The sequence below is a fragment of the Streptomyces sp. NPDC059718 genome (assembly GCF_042733315.1).
GTDB lineage: Bacteria > Actinomycetota > Actinomycetes > Streptomycetales > Streptomycetaceae > Actinacidiphila.
Genome location: NZ_JBHWGA010000012.1, coordinates 187,453 through 206,955, shown reverse-complemented (window position 1 = coordinate 206,955; position 19,503 = coordinate 187,453). Strand labels below are relative to the sequence as shown.

13 protein-coding genes are annotated in these 19,503 nt (G+C 71.8%); 9 read left to right on the top strand and 4 right to left on the bottom strand.

Annotation, left to right across the window (positions count from 1 at the left end; translation table 11 throughout):
• The first annotated feature begins 14 nt into the window (after positions 1-14).
• From mtrB to ACFV3E_RS16565, 5 genes are all read left to right on the top strand, one after another.
• Positions 15-1,958: an MtrAB system histidine kinase MtrB gene (mtrB, locus tag ACFV3E_RS16585; protein WP_500535298.1), complete on the top strand. Its 1,944-nt coding sequence runs from the start codon at positions 15-17 to the stop codon at positions 1,956-1,958.
• Entirely contained in the window at positions 1,958-3,784 is a 1,827-nt protein-coding gene (locus ACFV3E_RS16580; protein ID WP_500535297.1) for an LpqB family beta-propeller domain-containing protein, read from the top strand. The genes mtrB and ACFV3E_RS16580 overlap by 1 nt, the downstream gene beginning before the upstream one ends.
• Positions 3,785-3,982: 198 nt before the next feature.
• Entirely contained in the window at positions 3,983-4,867 is an 885-nt protein-coding gene (locus tag ACFV3E_RS16575) for a ComF family protein (protein ID WP_500535296.1), read from the top strand.
• Positions 4,868-5,162: 295 nt separating this feature from the next.
• A complete protein-coding gene (hpf, locus tag ACFV3E_RS16570; RefSeq protein ID WP_500330120.1) occupies positions 5,163-5,846 on the top strand; it encodes a ribosome hibernation-promoting factor, HPF/YfiA family in 684 nt (227 codons plus the stop codon).
• A 171-nt stretch (positions 5,847-6,017) separates the two neighbouring features.
• Positions 6,018-6,770 carry a transcriptional regulator gene (locus ACFV3E_RS16565; protein WP_499512145.1) on the top strand — a complete coding sequence of 251 codons (753 nt, stop codon included), beginning with the start codon at positions 6,018-6,020 and terminating at the stop codon, positions 6,768-6,770.
• A gap of 10 nt (positions 6,771-6,780) precedes the next feature.
• On the opposite strand, the gene ACFV3E_RS16560 is transcribed toward ACFV3E_RS16565, so the two are convergent.
• Together ACFV3E_RS16560 and ACFV3E_RS16555 are read right to left on the bottom strand one after the other, a co-directional pair.
• Positions 6,781-7,944, bottom strand: coding sequence for a winged helix-turn-helix domain-containing protein (locus tag ACFV3E_RS16560; RefSeq protein WP_500535295.1), 1,164 nt, complete (start codon positions 7,942-7,944; stop codon positions 6,781-6,783).
• A gap of 92 nt (positions 7,945-8,036) precedes the next feature.
• Positions 8,037-8,627 carry a GNAT family N-acetyltransferase gene (locus tag ACFV3E_RS16555; RefSeq protein WP_500535294.1) on the bottom strand — a complete coding sequence of 197 codons (591 nt, stop codon included), beginning with the start codon at positions 8,625-8,627 and terminating at the stop codon, positions 8,037-8,039.
• 207 nt (positions 8,628-8,834) lie between these two features.
• Here ACFV3E_RS16555 and secA point away from each other — a divergent pair, with 207 nt between their 5' ends.
• Positions 8,835-11,627, top strand: coding sequence for a preprotein translocase subunit SecA (secA, locus tag ACFV3E_RS16550; protein ID WP_500535293.1), 2,793 nt, complete (start codon positions 8,835-8,837; stop codon positions 11,625-11,627).
• Positions 11,628-11,692: 65 nt separating this feature from the next.
• On the opposite strand, the gene ACFV3E_RS16545 is transcribed toward secA, so the two are convergent.
• Positions 11,693-12,112 (bottom strand): Rv3235 family protein, encoded by a 420-nt coding sequence (locus tag ACFV3E_RS16545; RefSeq protein WP_500535292.1) that lies wholly within the window; start codon positions 12,110-12,112, stop codon positions 11,693-11,695.
• 156 nt (positions 12,113-12,268) lie between these two features.
• Between ACFV3E_RS16545 and ACFV3E_RS16540 the strand changes: the two genes are divergently transcribed.
• Together ACFV3E_RS16540 and ACFV3E_RS16535 are read left to right on the top strand one after the other, a co-directional pair.
• Positions 12,269-12,775 (top strand): DUF6912 family protein, encoded by a 507-nt coding sequence (locus ACFV3E_RS16540; protein WP_500535291.1) that lies wholly within the window; start codon positions 12,269-12,271, stop codon positions 12,773-12,775.
• A gap of 81 nt (positions 12,776-12,856) precedes the next feature.
• Entirely contained in the window at positions 12,857-13,510 is a 654-nt protein-coding gene (locus ACFV3E_RS16535; protein WP_500535290.1) for an HAD family hydrolase, read from the top strand.
• Positions 13,511-13,623: 113 nt separating this feature from the next.
• Here the strand turns inward: ACFV3E_RS16535 and ACFV3E_RS16530 are convergent, their stop codons facing one another.
• The gene (locus ACFV3E_RS16530) at positions 13,624-14,190 is read right to left on the bottom strand and encodes a DJ-1/PfpI family protein (RefSeq protein ID WP_500369132.1); all 567 of its coding nucleotides are present in this window, start codon (positions 14,188-14,190) and stop codon (positions 13,624-13,626) included.
• Between the two features lie 357 nt (positions 14,191-14,547).
• On the opposite strand from ACFV3E_RS16530, the gene ACFV3E_RS16525 reads away from it, so the two are divergent.
• A complete protein-coding gene (locus ACFV3E_RS16525) occupies positions 14,548-19,476 on the top strand; it encodes an NAD-glutamate dehydrogenase (RefSeq protein ID WP_500535289.1) in 4,929 nt (1,642 codons plus the stop codon).
• The last annotated feature ends 27 nt before the right edge of the window (positions 19,477-19,503 follow it).

The window sequence follows — 19,503 nt, the reverse complement described above, 5'->3', positions numbered from 1 at the left end:
ACGAGCGTGAGCGGATGGAGAGCCGGCACGCGGACCCCCTGACGGGTCTGCTGCCGGTGCTCCGCTCGTTCGTGCGCTGGGCCCGGCGGCCCCTCCAGCCCGCCTCCCGGCTCTGGCGCCGCAACATCCAGCTGCGCGTGGTCGCCACCACCCTGCTGATGTCCCTCGGCGTCGTCCTGCTCCTCGGCGTCGTCGTCATCGGGCAGGTCAAGAACGGACTGCTCGACGCCAAGCGGCAGACCGCCCAGAGCCAGGCCGTCGGCGGCTTCGCCGTCGCCAAGGAGACGGCCCGCAGCGCCCCCGACACCGGGGGCGCCGGAACCGACAGCCAGCACAGCCCCGACACCGCGACCTGGCTCAACGACCTCGTCGACGGGCTCGCCAGCAGCGGCCAGGGCGTCTACTCCGTCGTCGCCCTCAGCTCGGACACCTACAGCGCCAAGGCGGACAGCCCCGGCACGCACGCACCCCGCGGCTCCGGCGGCGTCTGGCCCGAGGAGAGCGTGCCCGCGGACCTGCGTCAGGCCCTCGACGAGCGGTCCGACGTCTTCGAGCGCTACATCTCGATGAAGAGCGACGGCGAGCCCGACGGCGAGCCCGCCCTCATCGTCGGCCAGCGCCTCAGCGACCCCAACGGCAACCCCTTCCAGCTGTACTACCTCTTCCCCTTCGACCAGGAGGAGAAGACCCTCGGCCTGGTCAAGGGCACCCTGGCCACCGCCGGGATCTTCGTCGTCGTGCTGCTCGGCGCCATCGCCTGGCTCGTCGTCCGGCAGGTCGTGACGCCCGTCCGCATGGCCGCCCGGATCTCCGAGCGGCTCGCCGCCGGGCACCTCCAGGAACGCATGAAGGTCACCGGCGAGGACGACATCGCCCGCCTGGGAGAGTCCTTCAACAAGATGGCGCAGACCCTCCAGGTCAAGATCCAGCAGTTGGAAGACCTGTCCCGGATGCAGCGCCGCTTCGTCTCGGACGTCTCCCACGAGCTGCGCACCCCGCTGACCACCGTCCGGATGGCCGCCGACGTCATCCACGAGGCCCGCGAGGACTTCGACCCCGCCACCTCCCGCTCCGCCGAGCTGCTGCAGAACCAGCTCGACCGCTTCGAGTCGATGCTCTCCGACCTCCTGGAGATCAGCCGCTTCGACGCGGGCGCCGCCGCCCTGGAGGCCGAACCCGTCGACCTGCGCGACGTCGTGCGGCGCGTCGTCGACGGCGCCGAACCGCTCGCCGAGCGCAAGGGCAGCCGCATCGTCGTCCACGGGGACGACCAGCCCGTCACCGTCGAGGCCGACGCCCGCCGCGTCGAACGCGTCCTGCGCAACCTCGTCGTCAACGCCGTCGAACACGGCGAGGGCCAGGACGTCCACGTCCGCATGGCCTCCGCCGGAGGCGCCGTCGCCGTCGCCGTGCGCGACTACGGCGTCGGCCTCAAGCCCGGCGAGGCCACCCGCGTCTTCAACCGTTTCTGGCGCGCCGACCCCGCCCGCGCCCGCACCACCGGCGGCACCGGCCTCGGCCTGTCCATCGCCCTGGAGGACGCCCGCCTGCACGGCGGCTGGCTCCAGGCCTGGGGCGAGCCCGGCGGTGGCTCCCAGTTCCGGCTGACCCTGCCCCGCACCGGCGCCGACAGCCTGCGCGGATCACCGATCGCCCTCGAACCCGAGGACTCCCGCCGCAACCGCGACCTCGCCTCCGCGCTCTCCCACCGCGGCATGCCCGCCGGTGCCACCGCGCTGGATGCCGTCGCGTCCCCGGCCTCCGCACACCACGGCTTCCCGGCACCGCGCTTCGCCGCGCCTGCCATCCCCTCGATGCCGCTCAGCCCACCGCGGCCCCCGGCCGCCGACCCCGCGGCCCTGCCCGGCAACGGCGCACGGGTCGTCGGGCACCGCGCAGGCAGCGGGACGGTCACCCACCCCACGACAGCAGACCAGGCGCGGGAGGACGACGACTGATGCGTGCGAAGGGGGGCGGCCTTCCGAGGCCGGCCGCTGCGGGCGTGCTCCTGTGCGGACTGGTGCTGCTCACGGGCTGCGCCTCCATGCCCAGCAGCGGCGAGGTGCACAAGGTCGGCGGCGGCGAGAAGCACGCCGACACCGACGCCCAGGTCCGGGTCTTCGGCGTCAAACCGCAAGGCGGCGAGAACCCCCGCGACATCGTCAACGGCTTCCTCGAGGCCACGACGAGCGACGAGGCGGACTACGCCACCGCCAAGCTCTACATGACCAAGGACCAGGCCAAGCGCTGGAAACCCGAGTCCGGGATCACCATCCTCGCCGGCGGACCCTCCCAGGTGCAGGAACCCGGCGCCATAGCCGACGGCAAGGACGGCGGCAGCACGCAGATCACCCTCACCGGCGACAGGGTCGCCACCGTCGACGGACGGCACGCCTACCGCGCCGAGGACGGCTCCTTCAGCACCGGCATACGCCTGACCAAGGAGAAGGGCGAATGGCGCATCGCCGGCGTCGGTGACGGCCTGGTGCTGAGCGAGGCCGACTTCCAGCGTTTCTACCGCTCCGTCGACACGTTCTACTTCGCCTCCCCCGGGCCGGGCCCCGAGGAGGCCACCGTCGGCCGGAACGCCCTCGTCGCCGACCCGATCTACCTGCGCAAGCGCATCAACGCGCTCAGCACCACCGTCAACGCCCTGCTCGCCGGACCCACCGACTGGCTGGAACCGGTCGTCGTCTCGGCCTTCCCCACGGGCATCCGGGCCACCAAGGTCGAGATCGACGACTCCCAGCGCGTGACGGTGACGCTCAACCGGTCCCCCGGCGGCGACGGTGCGCGGTGCGAACGGATGGCCGCCCAGCTGATCGAGACCGTCCAGGGCATGTCCTCCACACCCGTGCCCTCGGTCGAACTCCAGGGCCCGCACGGCCGCACCCTGTGCTCGCTCCGGCGCGACGACGCCGGTGCGTACGCACCGGACAAGCTCGTGGGCGAAAGCCGGGAGCAGTACTTCATCGACGCGGACCACCACCTCGTCAGCCTCAGCGGCGCGGACACCCAGCCCACCGCGGTGGCGGGCCCCCTCGGCACCGGCCCGTTCAAGATGGGCTCCGCCGCCGTGCGGCGCGACGAGCAGTACGCCGCCGCCCTCAGCGAGGACGGCGGGAGCCTCTACGTGACCGCGCTGAGCGCCGACGCCCAGCTCGGCCCCGTCGTCCTGCGCAGCCAGGCCACCGACCCGAAGAACCGCCTCACCACGCCCAGCTGGGACGGCTACGGCGACCTCTGGATCGCCGACCGCAACCCGAAGCAGCCGCAACTGCTGATGCTGCGCGACGGCGCCGGCACCCCTGTGCCCGTCGCGGTGCCGGAACTCGGCGACGGGCGCATCGAATCGCTACGGGTCGCGGCCGACGGCGTGCGCATCGCCCTGCTGGTCCGTGACGGCAACCACACCACACTGCGGCTCGGACGGGTCGAGCGCACCGGGACCGCCGACGACCCGCGGATCACGGTGGCGGAGCTGCGCAGCGTCGCGCCGCAGCTCGAGGACGTCAAGGCGGCGTCCTGGGCCGGGGTCAGCCGGGTGGTCGTCGTGGGACGCGAGGCCGGGGGAGTGCCGCAGATCCAGTACGTGGACGCGGACGGCTCGGGCGCGTCCACGCCGAGCCTGCCGGGCATCAGCGGCGTGACGTCGGTCGCGGCCTCGGAGCGCCAGGACAAGCCGCTGCTCGCGGAGCTCGACGGCGGGGTCTTCCGGCTGCAGCCCGACTCCAACTGGAAGGAAGTCGCGCCCAAGGCCAGCTCGCCCGTCTACCCGGGCTGACCGGCCGGGGCGCCCTCCTCGGGCGTCTGCGTCGAGCGGCGATCGTGCGCGGATCGTGCGGCGGCGGAAGTTATCCACAGGCTGGGGACGGGCCTGGTGGTCATCGCCCTTTCCCGGGATCGTTGAGTCATGCGGGGAGCACGGGCAGCACGGCGGCGGGGGCGCGGGGGACGGCGGAGCCGGTGGGGTGCCCGTGGGGTGCGGTCATGGTGGCGGGAGATCTCGGGGCTGCTGCTGCCGGCCGAGTGCGCGGGGTGCGGGACGCCGCGGACCGTGCTGTGCGACGAGTGCGGCGCCGCGCTGCACGAGCCCGGCGCCCGGCAGGTCTGGCCGGACGCGCCGCCCGATGGGCTGCCCGCCGTGTGGGCGGCGACCGTCTACGCCGACCAGCCCCGCGCGGTGCTGCTGGCGCACAAGGAGCGCGGCGCGCTGGGTCTGGCCCGCCCGCTGGGCGAGGCCCTGGCGGGCGCGGTCTACGCCGCGGTGCGGGGAGGGGGTGGGGGAGGGGCCCCCGAGACGCGGCACCCGGAAGGCGCCCTCACCCTCACCCCCGCCCTCCCACCGCTCCTCCTCGTCCCCGTCCCTTCATCCCGCCGGGCCGTCGCGGTCCGCGGCCATGACGCGACCCGCCGCCTCGCCCTCGCAGCCGCCGCGGACCTGCGGCGCGACGGGCTGCCCGTCCGGGTGGCCGCGGTGCTGCGGCAGCGGCGCGCGGTGGCCGACCAGTCGGGCCTCGGCGCCCGCGACCGGCCCGCGAACCTCTCCGGCGCCCTGACGGCCGTGCGCGGTGCCGGCCGCCTCCTGGGGGCCGCGCCCGTGGTGCTGGTGGACGACCTGATGACCACGGGCGCCTCGCTCGCCTCCGCGGCCCAGGCGGTCGAGGACGCCGGGGGCCGGGTCCTGGCGGCGGCCGTGGTCGGCGGCCCGGCGCCGCTGTCCCGACGCGGAAAGCCGGAGCGGGCGAGGCCCCCACCGCGGGCCGGGCGGACGGTCGAACAGGTGGCCGAACGGGAAGCGGAATCCGAAGGTCAGAGCGGATCTCGCAGGTCGCACAAGGGGCATTTCACCCGAAGGGAGGTATAGCGCTTCTGGGGGTGCCGACCCCGGGTCCGCGGGTCTATGTTCGGTGGTGAGGGGCGGCGGCGCCCGCTGCGGGCCGCCGTTTCACGGACCGCGGGACGTGGTTCACCCATAGTTCAGTGGGTGAAGATCTGTCTCGCGGGGGAGGAGGAGGTGAGAGTCGCGGCTTCGCCGCCCGGGAGCCTCCGAGCGCGCGGAGCGGCAACGAACGTCGACGCCGGCCGGGACCTGGTGCCCGCCGGCCTCAGCGCAAGGGATCGTCCCGTGAGACCGAGGCGATCCGGGAACGGAGTTCTGCGTGGACATCGTCGTCAAGGGCCGCAAGACCGAGGTGCCCGACCGGTTCCGGAAGCACGTGAACGAGAAGCTGGAGAAGATCCAGAAGCTCGACGGCAAGGTGATGAGCCTCGAGGTCGAGGTGTCCAAGGAACCGAACCCCCGGCAGGCAGACCGTTCCGACCGGGTGGAGATCACGCTGCGCACCCGTGGCCCGGTGATCCGGGCCGAGGCCGCCGCGACCGATCCCTACGCGGCGCTCGACGTCGCGGCGAACAAGCTTGAGGCGCGGCTGCGCAAGGCGGCCGACAAGCGCCGGGTGCACCGCGGCGGCAGCCGTACGCCCATGAGCGTGGCGGAGGCGACGGCCGGACTGGCCATGACCGAGTTCAACGGCACGCCGACCGGCGGGGAGACGTCCACAGGCGTGCCCACCACCAAGATCGGCGGCTGTCTCGAGGTCCAGGGTGAAGGGCCCCTGGTGGTTCGCGAGAAGACGCACGCGGCAGCACCGATGACGCTCGACCAGGCCCTCTACGAGATGGAACTGATCGGGCACGACTTCTACCTGTTCATCGACTCCGACACGGAACAACCGAGTGTCGTCTACCGGCGGCACGGCTACGACTACGGCGTCATCCACCTCAAGGCGGACCCTTCCGTCGAGGATGCGCCGGCCGGCGCGGGCGGAGCGCTCAGCCGGTGAACTAGGGGTCAGGGGCGGCGCTCCCGGGCGGGAAACGACCATCGCCTGGGGGCGCTGCCGTGCTCGGGCATGGAATCATGGCCGGGCAGCCAATGTACGGGCCGCAGCGCCCGGTTGGCCTGGCACGGACAGTGCGACTACCACGGGCGCCGGCCCGAGGGGGAGGAACCGATGGCGGACAGCTTCGAGCCCGCGCCGGCCGTTGGCGCGGAGCCCGGTCCGGGCGCCGCGGGGGAGGCGGGCGTCGCCGGTGCGCCGCGCAAGGAGCCGATCAGGGTGCTGGTGGTGGACGACCACGCCTTGTTCCGCCGGGGTCTGGAGATCGTGCTCGCGCAGGAGGAGGACATCCAGGTCGTCGGCGAGGCGGGGGACGGCGCGGAGGCGACGGAGAAGGCCGCCGACCTGCTGCCGGACATCGTGCTGATGGACGTGCGGATGCCGAGGCGGGGGGGTATCGAGGCGTGCACCTCCATCAAGGAGGTGGCTCCCAGCGCGAAGATCATCATGCTGACGATGAGCGACGAGGAGGCGGACCTCTACGAGGCCATCAAGGCCGGGGCGACCGGTTACCTCCTCAAGGAGATCTCCACCGACGAGGTGGCCACCGCGATCCGCGCGGTGGCGGACGGGCAGTCGCAGATCAGTCCGTCGATGGCGTCGAAGTTGCTCACCGAGTTCAAGTCGATGATCCAGCGCACGGACGAGCGCCGGCTCGTGCCCGCCCCCCGGCTGACGGACCGTGAGCTGGAGGTGCTGAAGCTGGTCGCCACCGGCATGAACAACCGGGACATCGCCAAGGAGCTCTTCATCAGCGAGAACACGGTGAAGAACCACGTGCGGAACATCCTGGAGAAGCTGCAGCTGCACTCGCGGATGGAAGCGGTGGTGTACGCGATGCGGGAGAAGATCCTCGAGATCCGCTGAGTTCGCCCGGTCAGGAGAGGGCTTCGACCAGGGCCGCGGCGAGCTTGGGGTCGTCGAGCCGTTCGACGCGGACGCTGTCGCAGCCGACCCATGCGGCGGCCTCGCGCAGCGCCTGCGCCATGGGCTCGACGGCGCGCGCGGAGTCCAGCGAGACCTGACGGGCGATCAGGGTGCTTCCCTCGCGGGCCGGGTCGGCGCGGCCGACCAGCCGGCCACCGGCCAGCAGGGGCATCGCGAAGTAGCCGTGTATGCGCTGGGGCTTGGGGACGTACGCCTCCAGGCGGTGGGTGAAGCCGAAGATGCGCTCGGTGCGGGGCCGGTCCCAGATCAGGGAGTCGAAGGGGGAGAGCAGGGTCGTGCGGTGCCGGCCGCCGCGGGAGGCTTCGGCGAGGGCGGTGGGGTCGGCCCAGGCGGGCTTGGCGCCCCAGCCTTCGACCTGGACGGGGACGAGCCCGGTGTCGGCGATGACCGAGTCGACCTGCTCGCCCTTGAGCCGGTGGTAGTCGGCGAGGTCGGCCCGGGTGGCGACGCCCAGCGCGGCGCCGGCCTGGGCGACCAGGCGGCGCAGGCATTCGGCGTCGTCGATGTCGTCGTGGAGGAGGGCGTCGGGAACGGCCCGCTCGGCGAGGTCGTAGACGCGTTTCCAGCCGCGGCGCTGGGTGCAGACGACCTCGCCGGTGTCGAGCAGCCACTCCACCGCGATCTTCGTCTCCGACCAGTCCCACCAGGGGCCGCCGTTCTTGGCGCCGCCGAGTTCGGTCGAGGTCAGCGGGCCGTCGGCCTTGAGCCGGTCCAGGACGGCGGCGGTGGAGCGGTCGGCGTCCTGCAGCACGTGCCAGCGGTGGCCGCGGGCCCGCCGGGCGCGGCGGCGGAAGGCGAAGTGCGGCCATTCCTCGACGGGGAGGATGCAGGCGGCGTGCGACCAGTATTCGAAGGCGTGGTTCTCGGTCCAGTACGCGGTCTCGACCGCGGTGCGGCCGACGGCGCCGAGGCGGGCGTACGGGATGAGCTCGTGGGAGCGGGCGAGTACGGAGATGGTGTCGAGCTGCACCGCGCCCAGCCGCCGCAGGACGCCGCGGACTCCGCCGCGGCGGTCGGGGGCGCCGAGGAAGCCCTGGGCGCGCAGGGCGGTCCGGCGGGCGTCGTCGGCGGAGAGGGCCACGGGCGTCGTCATGGGCCCACCCTAGAAGGCGCCACCGACAATCCGGTCCGTGCCGGGTCCGCGGGCCCCGTCCCGGGGGCCCGCGGGCCGGCCCGCCGCCGCGGTCACTCGCCCTGGTGCGGGAGGTAGGCGGCCCCGCCGCTCAGGCCGAGGTCGGAGGGGAGCAGGGAGCCGATCCACGCGTCCCGCCGGGTCCCCTGGTGGACGATCTTGGCGCGCATGGTGCCCTCCATCCGGAAGCCCGTCTTGAGGGCGACCGCGCGGGAGCCGGCGTTGCCCGCCTCGGCGTACCACTCCAGGCGCTCCACGCCGAGCTCGTCGAAGGCCCAGCGGGCGACGGCGCGGGCGGCTTCGGCGGTGAGGCCGCGGCCGCGCTGTTCCTTGGCGGTCCAGTAGCCGAGTTCGGCCTGCCGCTCCGCGGTGTTGAGCTGGGCCAGCCGCACCAGCCCCATGGCTCCCACCAGGCGTCCCTCGTCGCGCGTGGTGACGGCGAAGTTGTAGACGGTGTCGTCGCGCCAGCCGTCGGGGCAGGTGCGGGTGACGAACTCCTGCGCGTGCTCGTGGGTGTACGGGGACGGGACCGGTGTCCAGCGCGGGATCTCCGGGTCCTGGCAGGCGACGCGGACGGCCTCGGCGTCGTCCGCTCCGAAGGGGCGCAGGACGAGGCGGTCGGTGGTGAGGGTTATCGGCTCCATGCGTCGGAGTATCCCCGAGGCGGGGGTGCGGTCTCGACCGGAAAAGACCGGATCGGGACGATGGTCGGTGGGGAGAACCGCCCGGCTTGGCGACGGACCTCCCGGCCCGCTGGTGTCCTCGCTTACGATGGCCGTTGCAGCGGGGTGTGACCTGCTGTGCCAGCGCGCGAAACCGTGCCAGGCCCGACCGGCAAGGAGCCAGCCTACGTGTCCGTCCTCAACAAGATCCTGCGTGCAGGCGAAGGCAAGATCCTGCGCAAGCTGCACCGCATCGCGGACCAGGTCAATTCCATTGAAGAGGACTTCGTCAATCTGACGGACGCCGAGCTGAGGGCCCTCACGGACGAGTACAGGGAGCGCTACGCCGACGGCGAGAGCCTGGACGACCTGCTCCCCGAGGCGTTCGCCACCGTCCGCGAGGCCGCCAAGCGCGTCCTGGGTCAGCGGCACTACGACGTCCAGCTCATGGGTGGTGCGGCGCTGCACTTCGGCCACGTCGCCGAGATGCGCACCGGCGAGGGCAAGACCCTGGTCGGCACGCTGCCCGCCTACCTGAACGCGCTGTCCGGCAAGGGCGTGCACCTGATCACCACCAACGACTACCTCGCCGAGCGCGACTCGGAGTGGATGGGCCGGGTGCACCGCTTCCTGGGCCTGCAGGTGGGTTGCATCCTCGCGAACATGACCCCGGGGCAGCGCCGCGAGCAGTACGCCTGTGACATCACCTACGGCACCAACAACGAGTTCGGCTTCGACTACCTGCGCGACAACATGGCGTGGTCGCAGGAGGAACTGGTACAGCGCGGTCACAACTTCGCGATCGTGGACGAGGTGGACTCGATCCTCATCGACGAGGCCCGTACGCCGCTGATCATCTCCGGTCCGGCGGACCAGGCCACGAAGTGGTACTCGGACTTCGCCAGGCTGGTGACCCGCCTGAAGCCGGGCGAGGCCGGCGCCATGGGCAAGGCGGAGACCGGTGACTACGACTTCGACGAGAAGAAGCGCACCGTCGCCATCCACGAGTCCGGTGTGTCCAAGGTCGAGGACTGGCTGGGCATCGACAACCTCTACGAGTCGGTGAACACCCCGCTGGTGGGCTACCTGAACAACGCCATCAAGGCCAAGGAGCTCTACAAGAAGGACAAGGACTACGTCGTCATGGACGGCGAAGTCATGATCGTCGACGAGCACACCGGCCGCATCCTGGCCGGCCGCCGCTACAACGAGGGCATGCACCAGGCGATCGAGGCGAAGGAGGGGGTGGACATCAAGGACGAGAACCAGACGCTCGCCACGATCACCCTCCAGAACTTCTTCCGCCTGTACTCCAAGCTCTCGGGCATGACCGGTACGGCGATGACCGAGGCCGCGGAGTTCCACCAGATCTACAAGCTCGGCGTGGTCCCGATCCCGACCAACCGCAACCTGCAGCGCAAGGACCGGGCGGACCTGATCTACCGCACCGAGGAGGCGAAGTTCGCGGCGGTCGTCGACGACATCGTCGAGAAGCACGAGAAGGGCCAGCCGGTCCTGGTCGGCACCACCTCGGTCGAGAAGTCCGAGTACCTGTCGCAGCAGCTGAACAAGCGCGGCGTGCCGCACGAGGTGCTGAACGCCAAGCAGCACGAGCGTGAGGCGTCGATCGTCGCGCAGGCCGGCCGCAAGGGCGCCGTCACGGTGGCCACCAACATGGCCGGCCGTGGTACGGACATCAAGCTCGGCGGCAACCCGGACGACCTGGCCGAGGCGGAGCTGCGGCAGCGCGGCCTGGACCCGGTGGAGCACGTCGAGGAGTGGGCGGCGGCCCTGCCGGAGGCGCTGGAGCGTGCCGAGGCGGCGGTCAAGACCGAGTTCGAGGAGGTCAAGGAGCTCGGCGGCCTGTACGTGCTGGGCACCGAGCGCCACGAGTCGCGGCGCATCGACAACCAGCTGCGCGGCCGCTCGGGCCGTCAGGGCGACCCGGGCGAGTCCCGCTTCTACCTCTCCCTCGGTGACGACCTGATGCGCCTGTTCAAGGCGCAGATGGTGGAGCGCGTGATGGCGATGGCCAACGTGCCCGACGACGTGCCGATCGAGAACAAGATGGTGACCCGGGCCATCGCCTCCGCCCAGTCGCAGGTCGAGCAGCAGAACTTCGAGATCCGCAAGAACGTCCTGAAGTACGACGAGGTGCTCAACCGGCAGCGCGAGGTCATCTACGGCGAGCGCCGCCGCGTCCTGGAGGGCGAGGACCTGCACGAGCAGGTGCGTCACTTCATGGACGACACGATCGACGACTACATCGCGATCGAGACGGCCGAGGGCTTCGCCGAGGACTGGGACCTGGACCGGCTGTGGGGCGCCTTCAAGCAGCTCTACCCGGTCACGGTGACCGTGGAGGACCTGGAGGACGCCGCGGGCGACCGGGCGGGCATCACCGCGGACTTCATCGCGGAGATGGCCAAGGACGACATCCACGAGCAGTACGACGGGCGCGAGCAGCAGCTCGGCTCGGAGATCATGCGCGAGCTGGAGCGGCGCGTGGTGCTGTCGGTGCTGGACCGCAAGTGGCGCGAGCACCTGTACGAGATGGACTACCTGCAGGAGGGCATCGGCCTGCGGGCGATGGCGCAGCGCGACCCGCTGGTGGAGTACCAGCGCGAGGGCTACGACATGTTCAAGGCCATGATGGACGGCATCAAGGAGGAGTCCGTCGGCTACCTGTTCAACCTGGAGGTCCAGGTCGAGCAGCAGGTCGAGGAGGTGCCGGTGGAGGCCGGTGCCCCGCAGGACTCGGCTCCGACGCTGGTCAAGCAGGACGCCCGTCCGGAGATCCGGGCCAAGGGCCTGGAGGCCCCGAAGCGGGCCGACCGGCTGCACTTCTCCGCTCCCACGGTGGACGGCGAGGGCGGTGTCGTCGAGGGCGACTTCGAGAGCGACGCGGGCCCGGAGTCGGACGGCATGACGCGGGCGGAGCGCCGCCGCGCGGCCAAGGGCGGCCGGCGCCGCAAGAAGTAGCGTCCGCGCGTTCCGGGGCCGGACTCCTGCTGGGGTCCGGCCCCGGGCTTTTGCCCCGGCGAGGGTCACCGCGCCTCGACGGCGGCGCAGCGCCACCCGGTGCCCGTGCCCGTGAGGGTGCCGGCGCCGCCACCGGCGCGTGCCGGTCCCTGGCGGCCCGCGCGCTCCAGCCGGAAGGCGAGGGCCCGCACGACGTGCGGGGTGAGCAGCACGACGGCGCTGACCTCGACGGCCGTCCCGTCGGGGACGGGGCAGACGCGCGGCGGCCCGAGCAGCCGCGGCAGGTGGCCCCGGGAGACGTAGCGCCAGTCGGCGCGGGCGCCCACGAGGTCCCAGAGCCGGTCGTAGGCCTCGGGCTCCATCCGTCCGGCGAGGCTGGTGATGGGCCGCCGTCCGGTGAGGACCTCCAGCAGCCGTCCGGCGAACCAGACGTGCGGTGGCAGGGCGGTGACGTGCCGCGTGGGTGCGGGCGTGGACGTGGGCATGGGTGTGAAGACAGGCATGGTGTGGACCCCCGTGGTCTACCGACTGGTAACCGGGTTCTACGGGGACGGGCGCCGCTGCGGGAAGCCGGGCCCGCGATGTCCGGGAGGCGGTGCGGGATTCACCTATCAGGGGTGGTGCGCCCGTATGCTGACGCCATGCGCGTCTACATCCCCACGACCCTCCCAGGCCTGGCCGAGGCGCACAAGGCGGGTGAGCTGGGCCCTGCCCCGCTGGACGCCTTCGCCGTCACCCCGAGCCTGCGCGAGTGGTACGTCTCCGACGACATCGAGGAACTGGAGTACGCCGCGCTCACCCGCGCCGCCCAGGCCTCCCTGCGGCAGCTGGCGGCCACCCCGGACGCGCCCAGGCGGCGCGTCGTGGTGGCGGTGGACGTCGCCGACGGCGCCGTCTCCTTCGACCCCGACCGCGGCCTGGACCCCTCCGCGCTGGGCGCGGTGCGCCTGGCCGCGCCCGTGCCGATGGCCCGGGCGGCAGCCGTCCACGCCGACGCCGACGAGGCCGAGCAGGACGTCACGGCGGCCGCCGACGCCCTCGGCGCGGCCGACGCGGGCGACGACGACGCCCGCTTCACCGTCGACGGCGCCGAGGACCACGAGCTGCTCTGGTACGCCACCCAGGAGATCCCCTCGCTCGTTGCGTGAGGTGACCGTACGAATACGCCGCGAGTGGATTTGACCTGGGCACTTGCCTTGAGGACATGGGGTCTGGGTACGGTTTCGGGTGTGAACGCGCATCTCGTGTGGGACTGGAACGGCACGCTGCTCCATGACATCGACGCGGTGATCGAGGCGACCAACGCCTCCTTCGCCGAGATCGGGCTGCCGCGGATCACGCTGGAGCGTTACCGCGAGCTGTACTGCGTGCCAGTCCCCCTGTTCTACGAACGGCTCATGGGCCGGCTGCCCACCGAGGAGGAGTGGGAGGTGATGGACGACATCTTCCATCGCCACTACTGGACCCTCGCCGGTACGTGCGGCCTCGCCGAGGGGGCGGCGGAGATCCTGGCGAGGCGCCGCTACGAGGGGCTGACGCAGTCGCTGTGCTCCCTGGCGCCCCACGATCAGCTGATACCGATCCTGCGCACGCACGGCATCGAGCACCACTTCCTCCGGGTGGACGGCCGTACCGAGGGCAGCCACAGCGGCAAGTCCGAGCAGATGGCGCGGCACGTCGCCGCGATGGAGGGCATAGCGGCGGACCGCATCGTGGTGATCGGCGACGCCGTCGACGACGCGGTGGCCGCCAAGCACGTCGGGGCCATGGCGGTGCTCTACACCGGCGGCTCGCACAGCAGGGCCAGCCTGGAGACCGCGGAGGTGCCCGTCGTGGACAGCCTGGAGCAGGCGGTCGAGACCGCCGAGGCGCTCGTCGCCTGAGCCTGAGCCTGAGCCTGAGCCTGCGCCTGCGCTGAGCCCGAGTCCGCGCCCCAGCCCACCCCCGGCCCGGCCGCGCGCCCCGGGTCCCCGCCGGGGACCCGGGCGGCCGTCCGTCAGGTCACCGGCGCCTTGGAGCGCAACACCGTGAGGAACTCGCGCATCCACGCCGGGTGGTCCGGCCAAGCGCGCGCGGAGACCACGACGCCGTCGACGACGGCCTCGGAGTCCTGGAAGCTCGCTCCGGCCGCCTCCATGTCCATCTCCAGCGCCGGGTAGGCGGTGACGCGGCGCCCGCTGAGGGCGCCGACGGCGGCCGTCAGCAGGGGGCCGTGGCAGATCTGCGCGACGGGCTTGTCGGCGTCGAAGAAGGCCTTGAGGACCTTGCGCAGCTCCGGGTCGTTGCGCAGGTACTCCGGGGCGCGTCCGCCGGGGACGACCACGGCCGCGTACGCGCCGGGGTCGACGTCCGCGAAGGACAGGTCGGCCTGCCAGGTGTACCCGGGCTTCTCGGTGTAGGTGTCGAAGCCCTCCTCGAAGTCGTGGACGACGAACCTGAGCTTCTTGCGGCTGGGGGCCGCGATGTGCACCTCGTACCCCTCCTCGAGGAGCCGTTGGTACGGGTACATGACTTCCAGCGATTCCGCCGCGTCGCCGGTCACGATCAGGATCTTGGTGGCCATGGCTGGGTGTCCCGCCTCTCGCCGTCTGCTGTCCGTCCGCTCTGCTGTCCGTCCGCTGCGTGCTGCTGCTGCGCCGCCCTGCCGTCTCGGCCCGTGGTCTCGCCCCGTGGTCTCGCGCCGCCGTCCGGCGCCGCCGTCGTGTGAACGTCTCGATACATCTCCGCGACGTTCCCCTCCTCAACCTGCACCCGCCCGGCCGGACTGTCCAGTTCGTCAAAGATTGGTTCGTGGTTTTGTACACAAAGAGCCCCTGACAGCCCCCCCGGACGTAGCGATAGCCTTACATCGTGATCAGCGCTGATCCACCGATCACCATCACCTACGTCACGCAATGGCGCGCGACAGGAGCATGAGGACATGCAGACCAAGCTGGACGAAGCAAAGGCCGAGCTGCTCGCACGGGCGGCCCGGGTAGCTGAGAACAGCCCGGCGGGGGGACAACCTGGCCAGGGCCTCGAGAAGGAGGCGCTGGAAGCCTTCCTTCAGCGCTACTACCTGCACAGCGCCCCGGAGGACCTGCTCGACCGCGACCCGGTGGACGTCTTCGGCGCCGCCGTGTCCCACCACCGTCTCGCCGAGGTGCGCCCGCAGGGGACGGCCAACGTCCGCGTGCACACCCCCTCGGTGGAGGAGAACGGCTGGACGTGCAGCCACACGGTCGTCGAGGTGGTCACCGACGACATGCCGTTCCTGGTCGACTCCGTCACCAACGAGCTGTCCCGGCAGGACCGCGCGATCCACGTCGTCGTCCACCCGCAGATGCTGGTGCGCCGTGACGTGACCGGGAAGCTGCTGGAGGTGCTGGACGCCGCGCCCGGCGACGGCGCCGGTGTGCCGCACGACGTGCTGACCGAGTCCTGGATCCACGTGGAGATCGACCGCGAGACCGACCGCGAGGACCTGAAGCAGATCACCACGGACCTGCGCCGCGTCCTGTCCGACGTCCGCGAGACCGTCGAGGACTGGCAGAAGATGCGCGACGCCGCGCTGCGCATCGCCGACGAGCTGGCCGCGACGCCGCCCGCGCTGCCCGAGCAGGAGGTCGGCGAGGCCTGGGAGCTGCTGCGCTGGCTGTCCGAGGACCACTTCACCTTCCTCGGCTACCGCGAGTACGCGCTGACCACGGAGACCACCCCCGAGGGCGAGGAGGACGTGCTCACCGCCGTCCCCGGCACCGGCCTGGGCATCCTGCGCTCCGACCCGCAGCACCGCGTGGAGGAGTCCGAGAGCGGCCAGGCGGTCTCGCCGTCCTTCAACCGGCTGCCCGCGGACGCCCGCAAGAAGGCCCGCGAGCACAAGCTGCTGATCCTCACCAAGGCCAACAGCCGCTCCACCGTGCACCGCCCGTCCTACCTCGACTACATCGGGGTGAAGAAGTTCGACGCCGACGGCAACGTCGTCGGCGAGCGCCGCTTCCTCGGCCTGTTCTCCTCGGCCGCCTACACCGAGTCGGTGCGCCGGGTGCCGGTGATCCGCCGCAAGGTCCAGGAGGTGCTGGACGGCGCCGGGTTCTCCCCGGACAGCCACGACGGCCGCGACCTGCTGCAGATCCTGGAGACCTACCCGCGCGACGAGCTCTTCCAGACCGGCCCGGACGAGCTGCGCGAGATCGTCACCAGCGTGCTGTACCTGCAGGAACGCCGCCGGCTGCGGCTGTTCCTGCGCCAGGACGAGTACGGCCGCTACTTCTCGGCGCTGGTCTACCTGCCCCGGGACCGCTACACCACGGGCGTGCGGCTGCGGCTGACCGACATCCTCAAGGAGGAGCTGAACGGGGTCACCGCGGACTTCACGGCCTGGAACACCGAGTCGGTGCTCTCCCGGCTGCACTTCGTGGTCCGCGTCGCGGCCGGCACCACGCTGCCGCACCTGACCGACCGCGACGTCGAGCGGATCGAGAGCCGGCTCGCCGACGCCGCCCGCTCCTGGGCCGACGGCTTCGCCGAGGCGCTGACCTCCGAGTGCGGCGAGGAGCGCGCGGCCGAGCTGACCCGCCGCTACGCGCACGCCTTCCCCGACGGCTACCGTGCCGACTTCACGCCCCGCGCGGCCGTCGCGGACCTGCAGCACCTGGAGCGGCTCAACGGCGAGGACTTCTGCCTCAGCCTGTACGAGCCGGTCGGCGCCGCCCCCGACGAGCGCCGCTTCAAGATCTACCGCACCGGCGCCCCCGTCTCGCTGTCCGCGGTGCTGCCCGTGCTGCAGCGCCTGGGCGTCGAGGTGATCGACGAGCGTCCCTACGAGATGCGCCGCGCCGACGGCACCCGCGCCTGGATCTACGACTTCGGGCTGCGCATCGACCCGTCGCTGGGCGACCTCGGCGACGACGCCCGTGAGCGCTTCCAGGACGCCTTCACCGCGACGTGGACCGGGCAGGCAGAGAACGACGGCTTCAACTCCCTGGTGCTGCGCGCCGGGCTGACCTGGCGCCAGGCGATGGTGCTGCGGGCGTACGCCAAGTACCTGCGGCAGGCCGGCACGGCCTTCTCGCAGGACTACATGGAGGACACCCTCCGCAACAACGTCCACACCACCCGGCTGCTGGTCAACCTCTTCCAGGCCCGGCTCTCCCCGGACCACCAGCGGGCCGGCAGCGAGCTGACCGACGCGCTGCTGGAGGAGGTGGACGCCGCCCTGGAGCAGGTCGCCAGCCTGGACGAGGACCGCATCCTGCGCTCCTTCCTCACGCTCATCAAGGCGACGCTGCGCACCAACTACTTCCAGCGCGCCGACGGCGGCAAGCCGCACGCCTACGTGTCGATGAAGTTCGACCCGCAGGCGATCCCGGACCTGCCCGCGCCGCGCCCGGTGTACGAGATCTGGGTGTACTCCCCGCGCGTGGAGGGCGTGCACCTGCGCTTCGGCAAGGTCGCCCGCGGTGGCCTGCGCTGGTCCGACCGGCGCGAGGACTTCCGCACCGAGGTCCTCGGCCTGGTCAAGGCGCAGATGGTGAAGAACACCGTCATCGTGCCGGTCGGCGCCAAGGGCGGTTTCGTCGCCAAGCAGCTGCCGGACCCGGCCGCCGACCGCGAGGCGTGGCTGGCGGAGGGCATCACCTCCTACAAGACCTTCATCTCCGGTCTGCTCGACGTCACCGACAACCTGGTCGGCGGGCAGGTCGTGCCGCCGGCCGACGTGGTCCGCCACGACGGCGACGACACCTACCTGGTGGTCGCGGCCGACAAGGGCACCGCGTCGTTCTCGGACATCGCCAACGAGGTCGCCACCTCGTACGGCTTCTGGCTCGGCGACGCCTTCGCCTCCGGCGGCTCGGTCGGCTACGACCACAAGAAGATGGGCATCACCGCCCGCGGCGCCTGGGAGTCGGTCAAGCGGCACTTCCGCGAGACGGGCCACGACACCCAGAGCGAGGACTTCACCGTCGTCGGCGTCGGCGACATGTCCGGTGACGTCTTCGGCAACGGCATGCTGCTCAGCGAGCACATCCGGCTGGTCGCCGCCTTCGACCACCGGCACATCTTCATCGACCCCGTGCCGGACGCGGCGACCTCGTACGCCGAGCGCCGCCGGATGTTCGAGCTGCCGCGTTCCTCGTGGGCGGACTACGACACCAAGCTGATCTCGCACGGCGGCGGTGTCTTCCCGCGCAGCGCCAAGGCGATCACGCTCACCCCGCAGATCCGCAAGGCGCTCGGCATCGAGCAGCCGGTGGCGAAGATGACGCCGGCGGACCTGATGAAGGCGATCCTCAAGGCCCCGGTGGACCTGCTGTGGAACGGCGGCATCGGCACCTACGTGAAGGCCGCCACCGAGTCCCACCTGGACGTCGGCGACAAGGCCAACGACTCGATCCGCGTGGACGGCGGAGACCTGCGCGTCACGGTCGTCGGCGAGGGCGGCAACCTGGGCCTGACCCAGCTCGGCCGGATCGAGTTCGCCCAGACCGGCGGGCGGGTCAACACCGACGCCATCGACAACAGCGCCGGCGTGGACGCCTCCGACCACGAGGTCAACATCAAGATCCTGGTCAACGCGGTCGTCGCCGAGGGCGACCTGACGGTCAAGCAGCGCAACTCGCTGCTGGCGCAGATGACCGACGAGGTCGGCGCCCTGGTGCTGCGCAACAACTACGCGCAGAACGTGGCCCTGGCCAACGGCATGGCCCAGTCCGCCAGCCTGCTCCACGCCCACCAGCGCTACCTGCGCAGGCTGGTCCGCGACGGCAAGCTGGACCGGGCCCTGGAGTTCCTGCCCTCCGACCGGCAGATCCGGGAGCGGCTGAACGCCGGCCACGGCCTGACCCAGCCGGAGCTGGCCGTCCTGCTCGCCTACACGAAGATCACCGTGGCGGAAGAGCTGCTCGGCACCGGCCTGCCCGACGACCCCTACCTGCGGCAGCTGCTCGACGCGTACTTCCCCAAGGCGCTGCACGAGCGGTTCCAGGCGCAGATCGCCGGGCACGCGCTGCGGCGCGAGATCGTGACGACGGTGCTGGTCAACGACACCGTCAACACCGGCGGCACCACCTTCCTGCACCGCTTCAAGGAGGAGACCGGGGCCACCACCGAGGAGATCGTCCGGGCGCACACCGCGGCCCGCGCCATCTTCGGCCTGGGCGGCATCTGGGACGAGGTGGAGGCGCTGGACACGGTCGTCGCGGCCGACGTCCAGACCCGGATCCGGCTGCACTCGCGGCGGCTGGTCGAGCGGGGCACCCGCTGGCTGCTGAACAACCGGCCGCAGCCGCTGGCCATCGCGGAGACGATCGACTTCTTCCGCGAGGGCGTCGCCACGGTGTGGGCGGTGCTGCCGAAGCTGCTGCGCGGCGCCGACCTGGAGTGGTACGAGTCGATCCGCGACGAGCTGACCGGGGCGGGCGTGCCGGAGGAGCTGGCGACGCGGGTCGCCGGGCTCTCCTCGGCCTTCCCGGCGCTCGACATCGTCGACGTCGCCGACCGGACCGGCAAGGACCCGCTGGCGGTCGCCGAGGTCTACTACGACCTCGCCGACCGGCTGCAGATCACGCAGCTGCTCGACCGGATCATCGAGCTGCCGCGCGCCGACCGCTGGCACTCCATGGCCCGCGCGTCGATCCGCGAGGACCTCTTCGCGGCGCACGCGGCCCTCACCCAGGACGTGCTGTCCGTCGGCAACGGCTCCTCCACCCCGGAGCAGCGCTACCAGGCGTGGGAGGAGTCCAACAGCGCGCTGATCGGGCGGGCGAGGACGACGCTCGACGAGATCCAGGGCTCGGAGAGCTTCGACCTGGCGAACCTGTCGGTGGCGATGCGGACGATCCGCTCGCTGCTGCGGGCCCGCCGCTGACGCCGGACGGCGACCGCAGACGGCAGG

Coding starts and splice junctions, on each gene's coding strand:
- mtrB (WP_500535298.1), top strand. CDS start 15: ATGGAGAGCCGGCACGCGGACCCCCTGACGGGTCTGCTGCCGGTGCTC.
- ACFV3E_RS16580 (WP_500535297.1), top strand. CDS start 1,958: ATGCGTGCGAAGGGGGGCGGCCTTCCGAGGCCGGCCGCTGCGGGCGTG.
- ACFV3E_RS16565 (WP_499512145.1), top strand. CDS start 6,018: ATGGCGGACAGCTTCGAGCCCGCGCCGGCCGTTGGCGCGGAGCCCGGT.
- ACFV3E_RS16560 (WP_500535295.1), bottom strand. CDS start 7,944: ATGACGACGCCCGTGGCCCTCTCCGCCGACGACGCCCGCCGGACCGCC.
- ACFV3E_RS16555 (WP_500535294.1), bottom strand. CDS start 8,627: ATGGAGCCGATAACCCTCACCACCGACCGCCTCGTCCTGCGCCCCTTC.
- ACFV3E_RS16545 (WP_500535292.1), bottom strand. CDS start 12,112: ATGCCCACGTCCACGCCCGCACCCACGCGGCACGTCACCGCCCTGCCA.
- ACFV3E_RS16540 (WP_500535291.1), top strand. CDS start 12,269: ATGCGCGTCTACATCCCCACGACCCTCCCAGGCCTGGCCGAGGCGCAC.
- ACFV3E_RS16530 (WP_500369132.1), bottom strand. CDS start 14,190: ATGGCCACCAAGATCCTGATCGTGACCGGCGACGCGGCGGAATCGCTG.
- ACFV3E_RS16525 (WP_500535289.1), top strand. CDS start 14,548: ATGCAGACCAAGCTGGACGAAGCAAAGGCCGAGCTGCTCGCACGGGCG.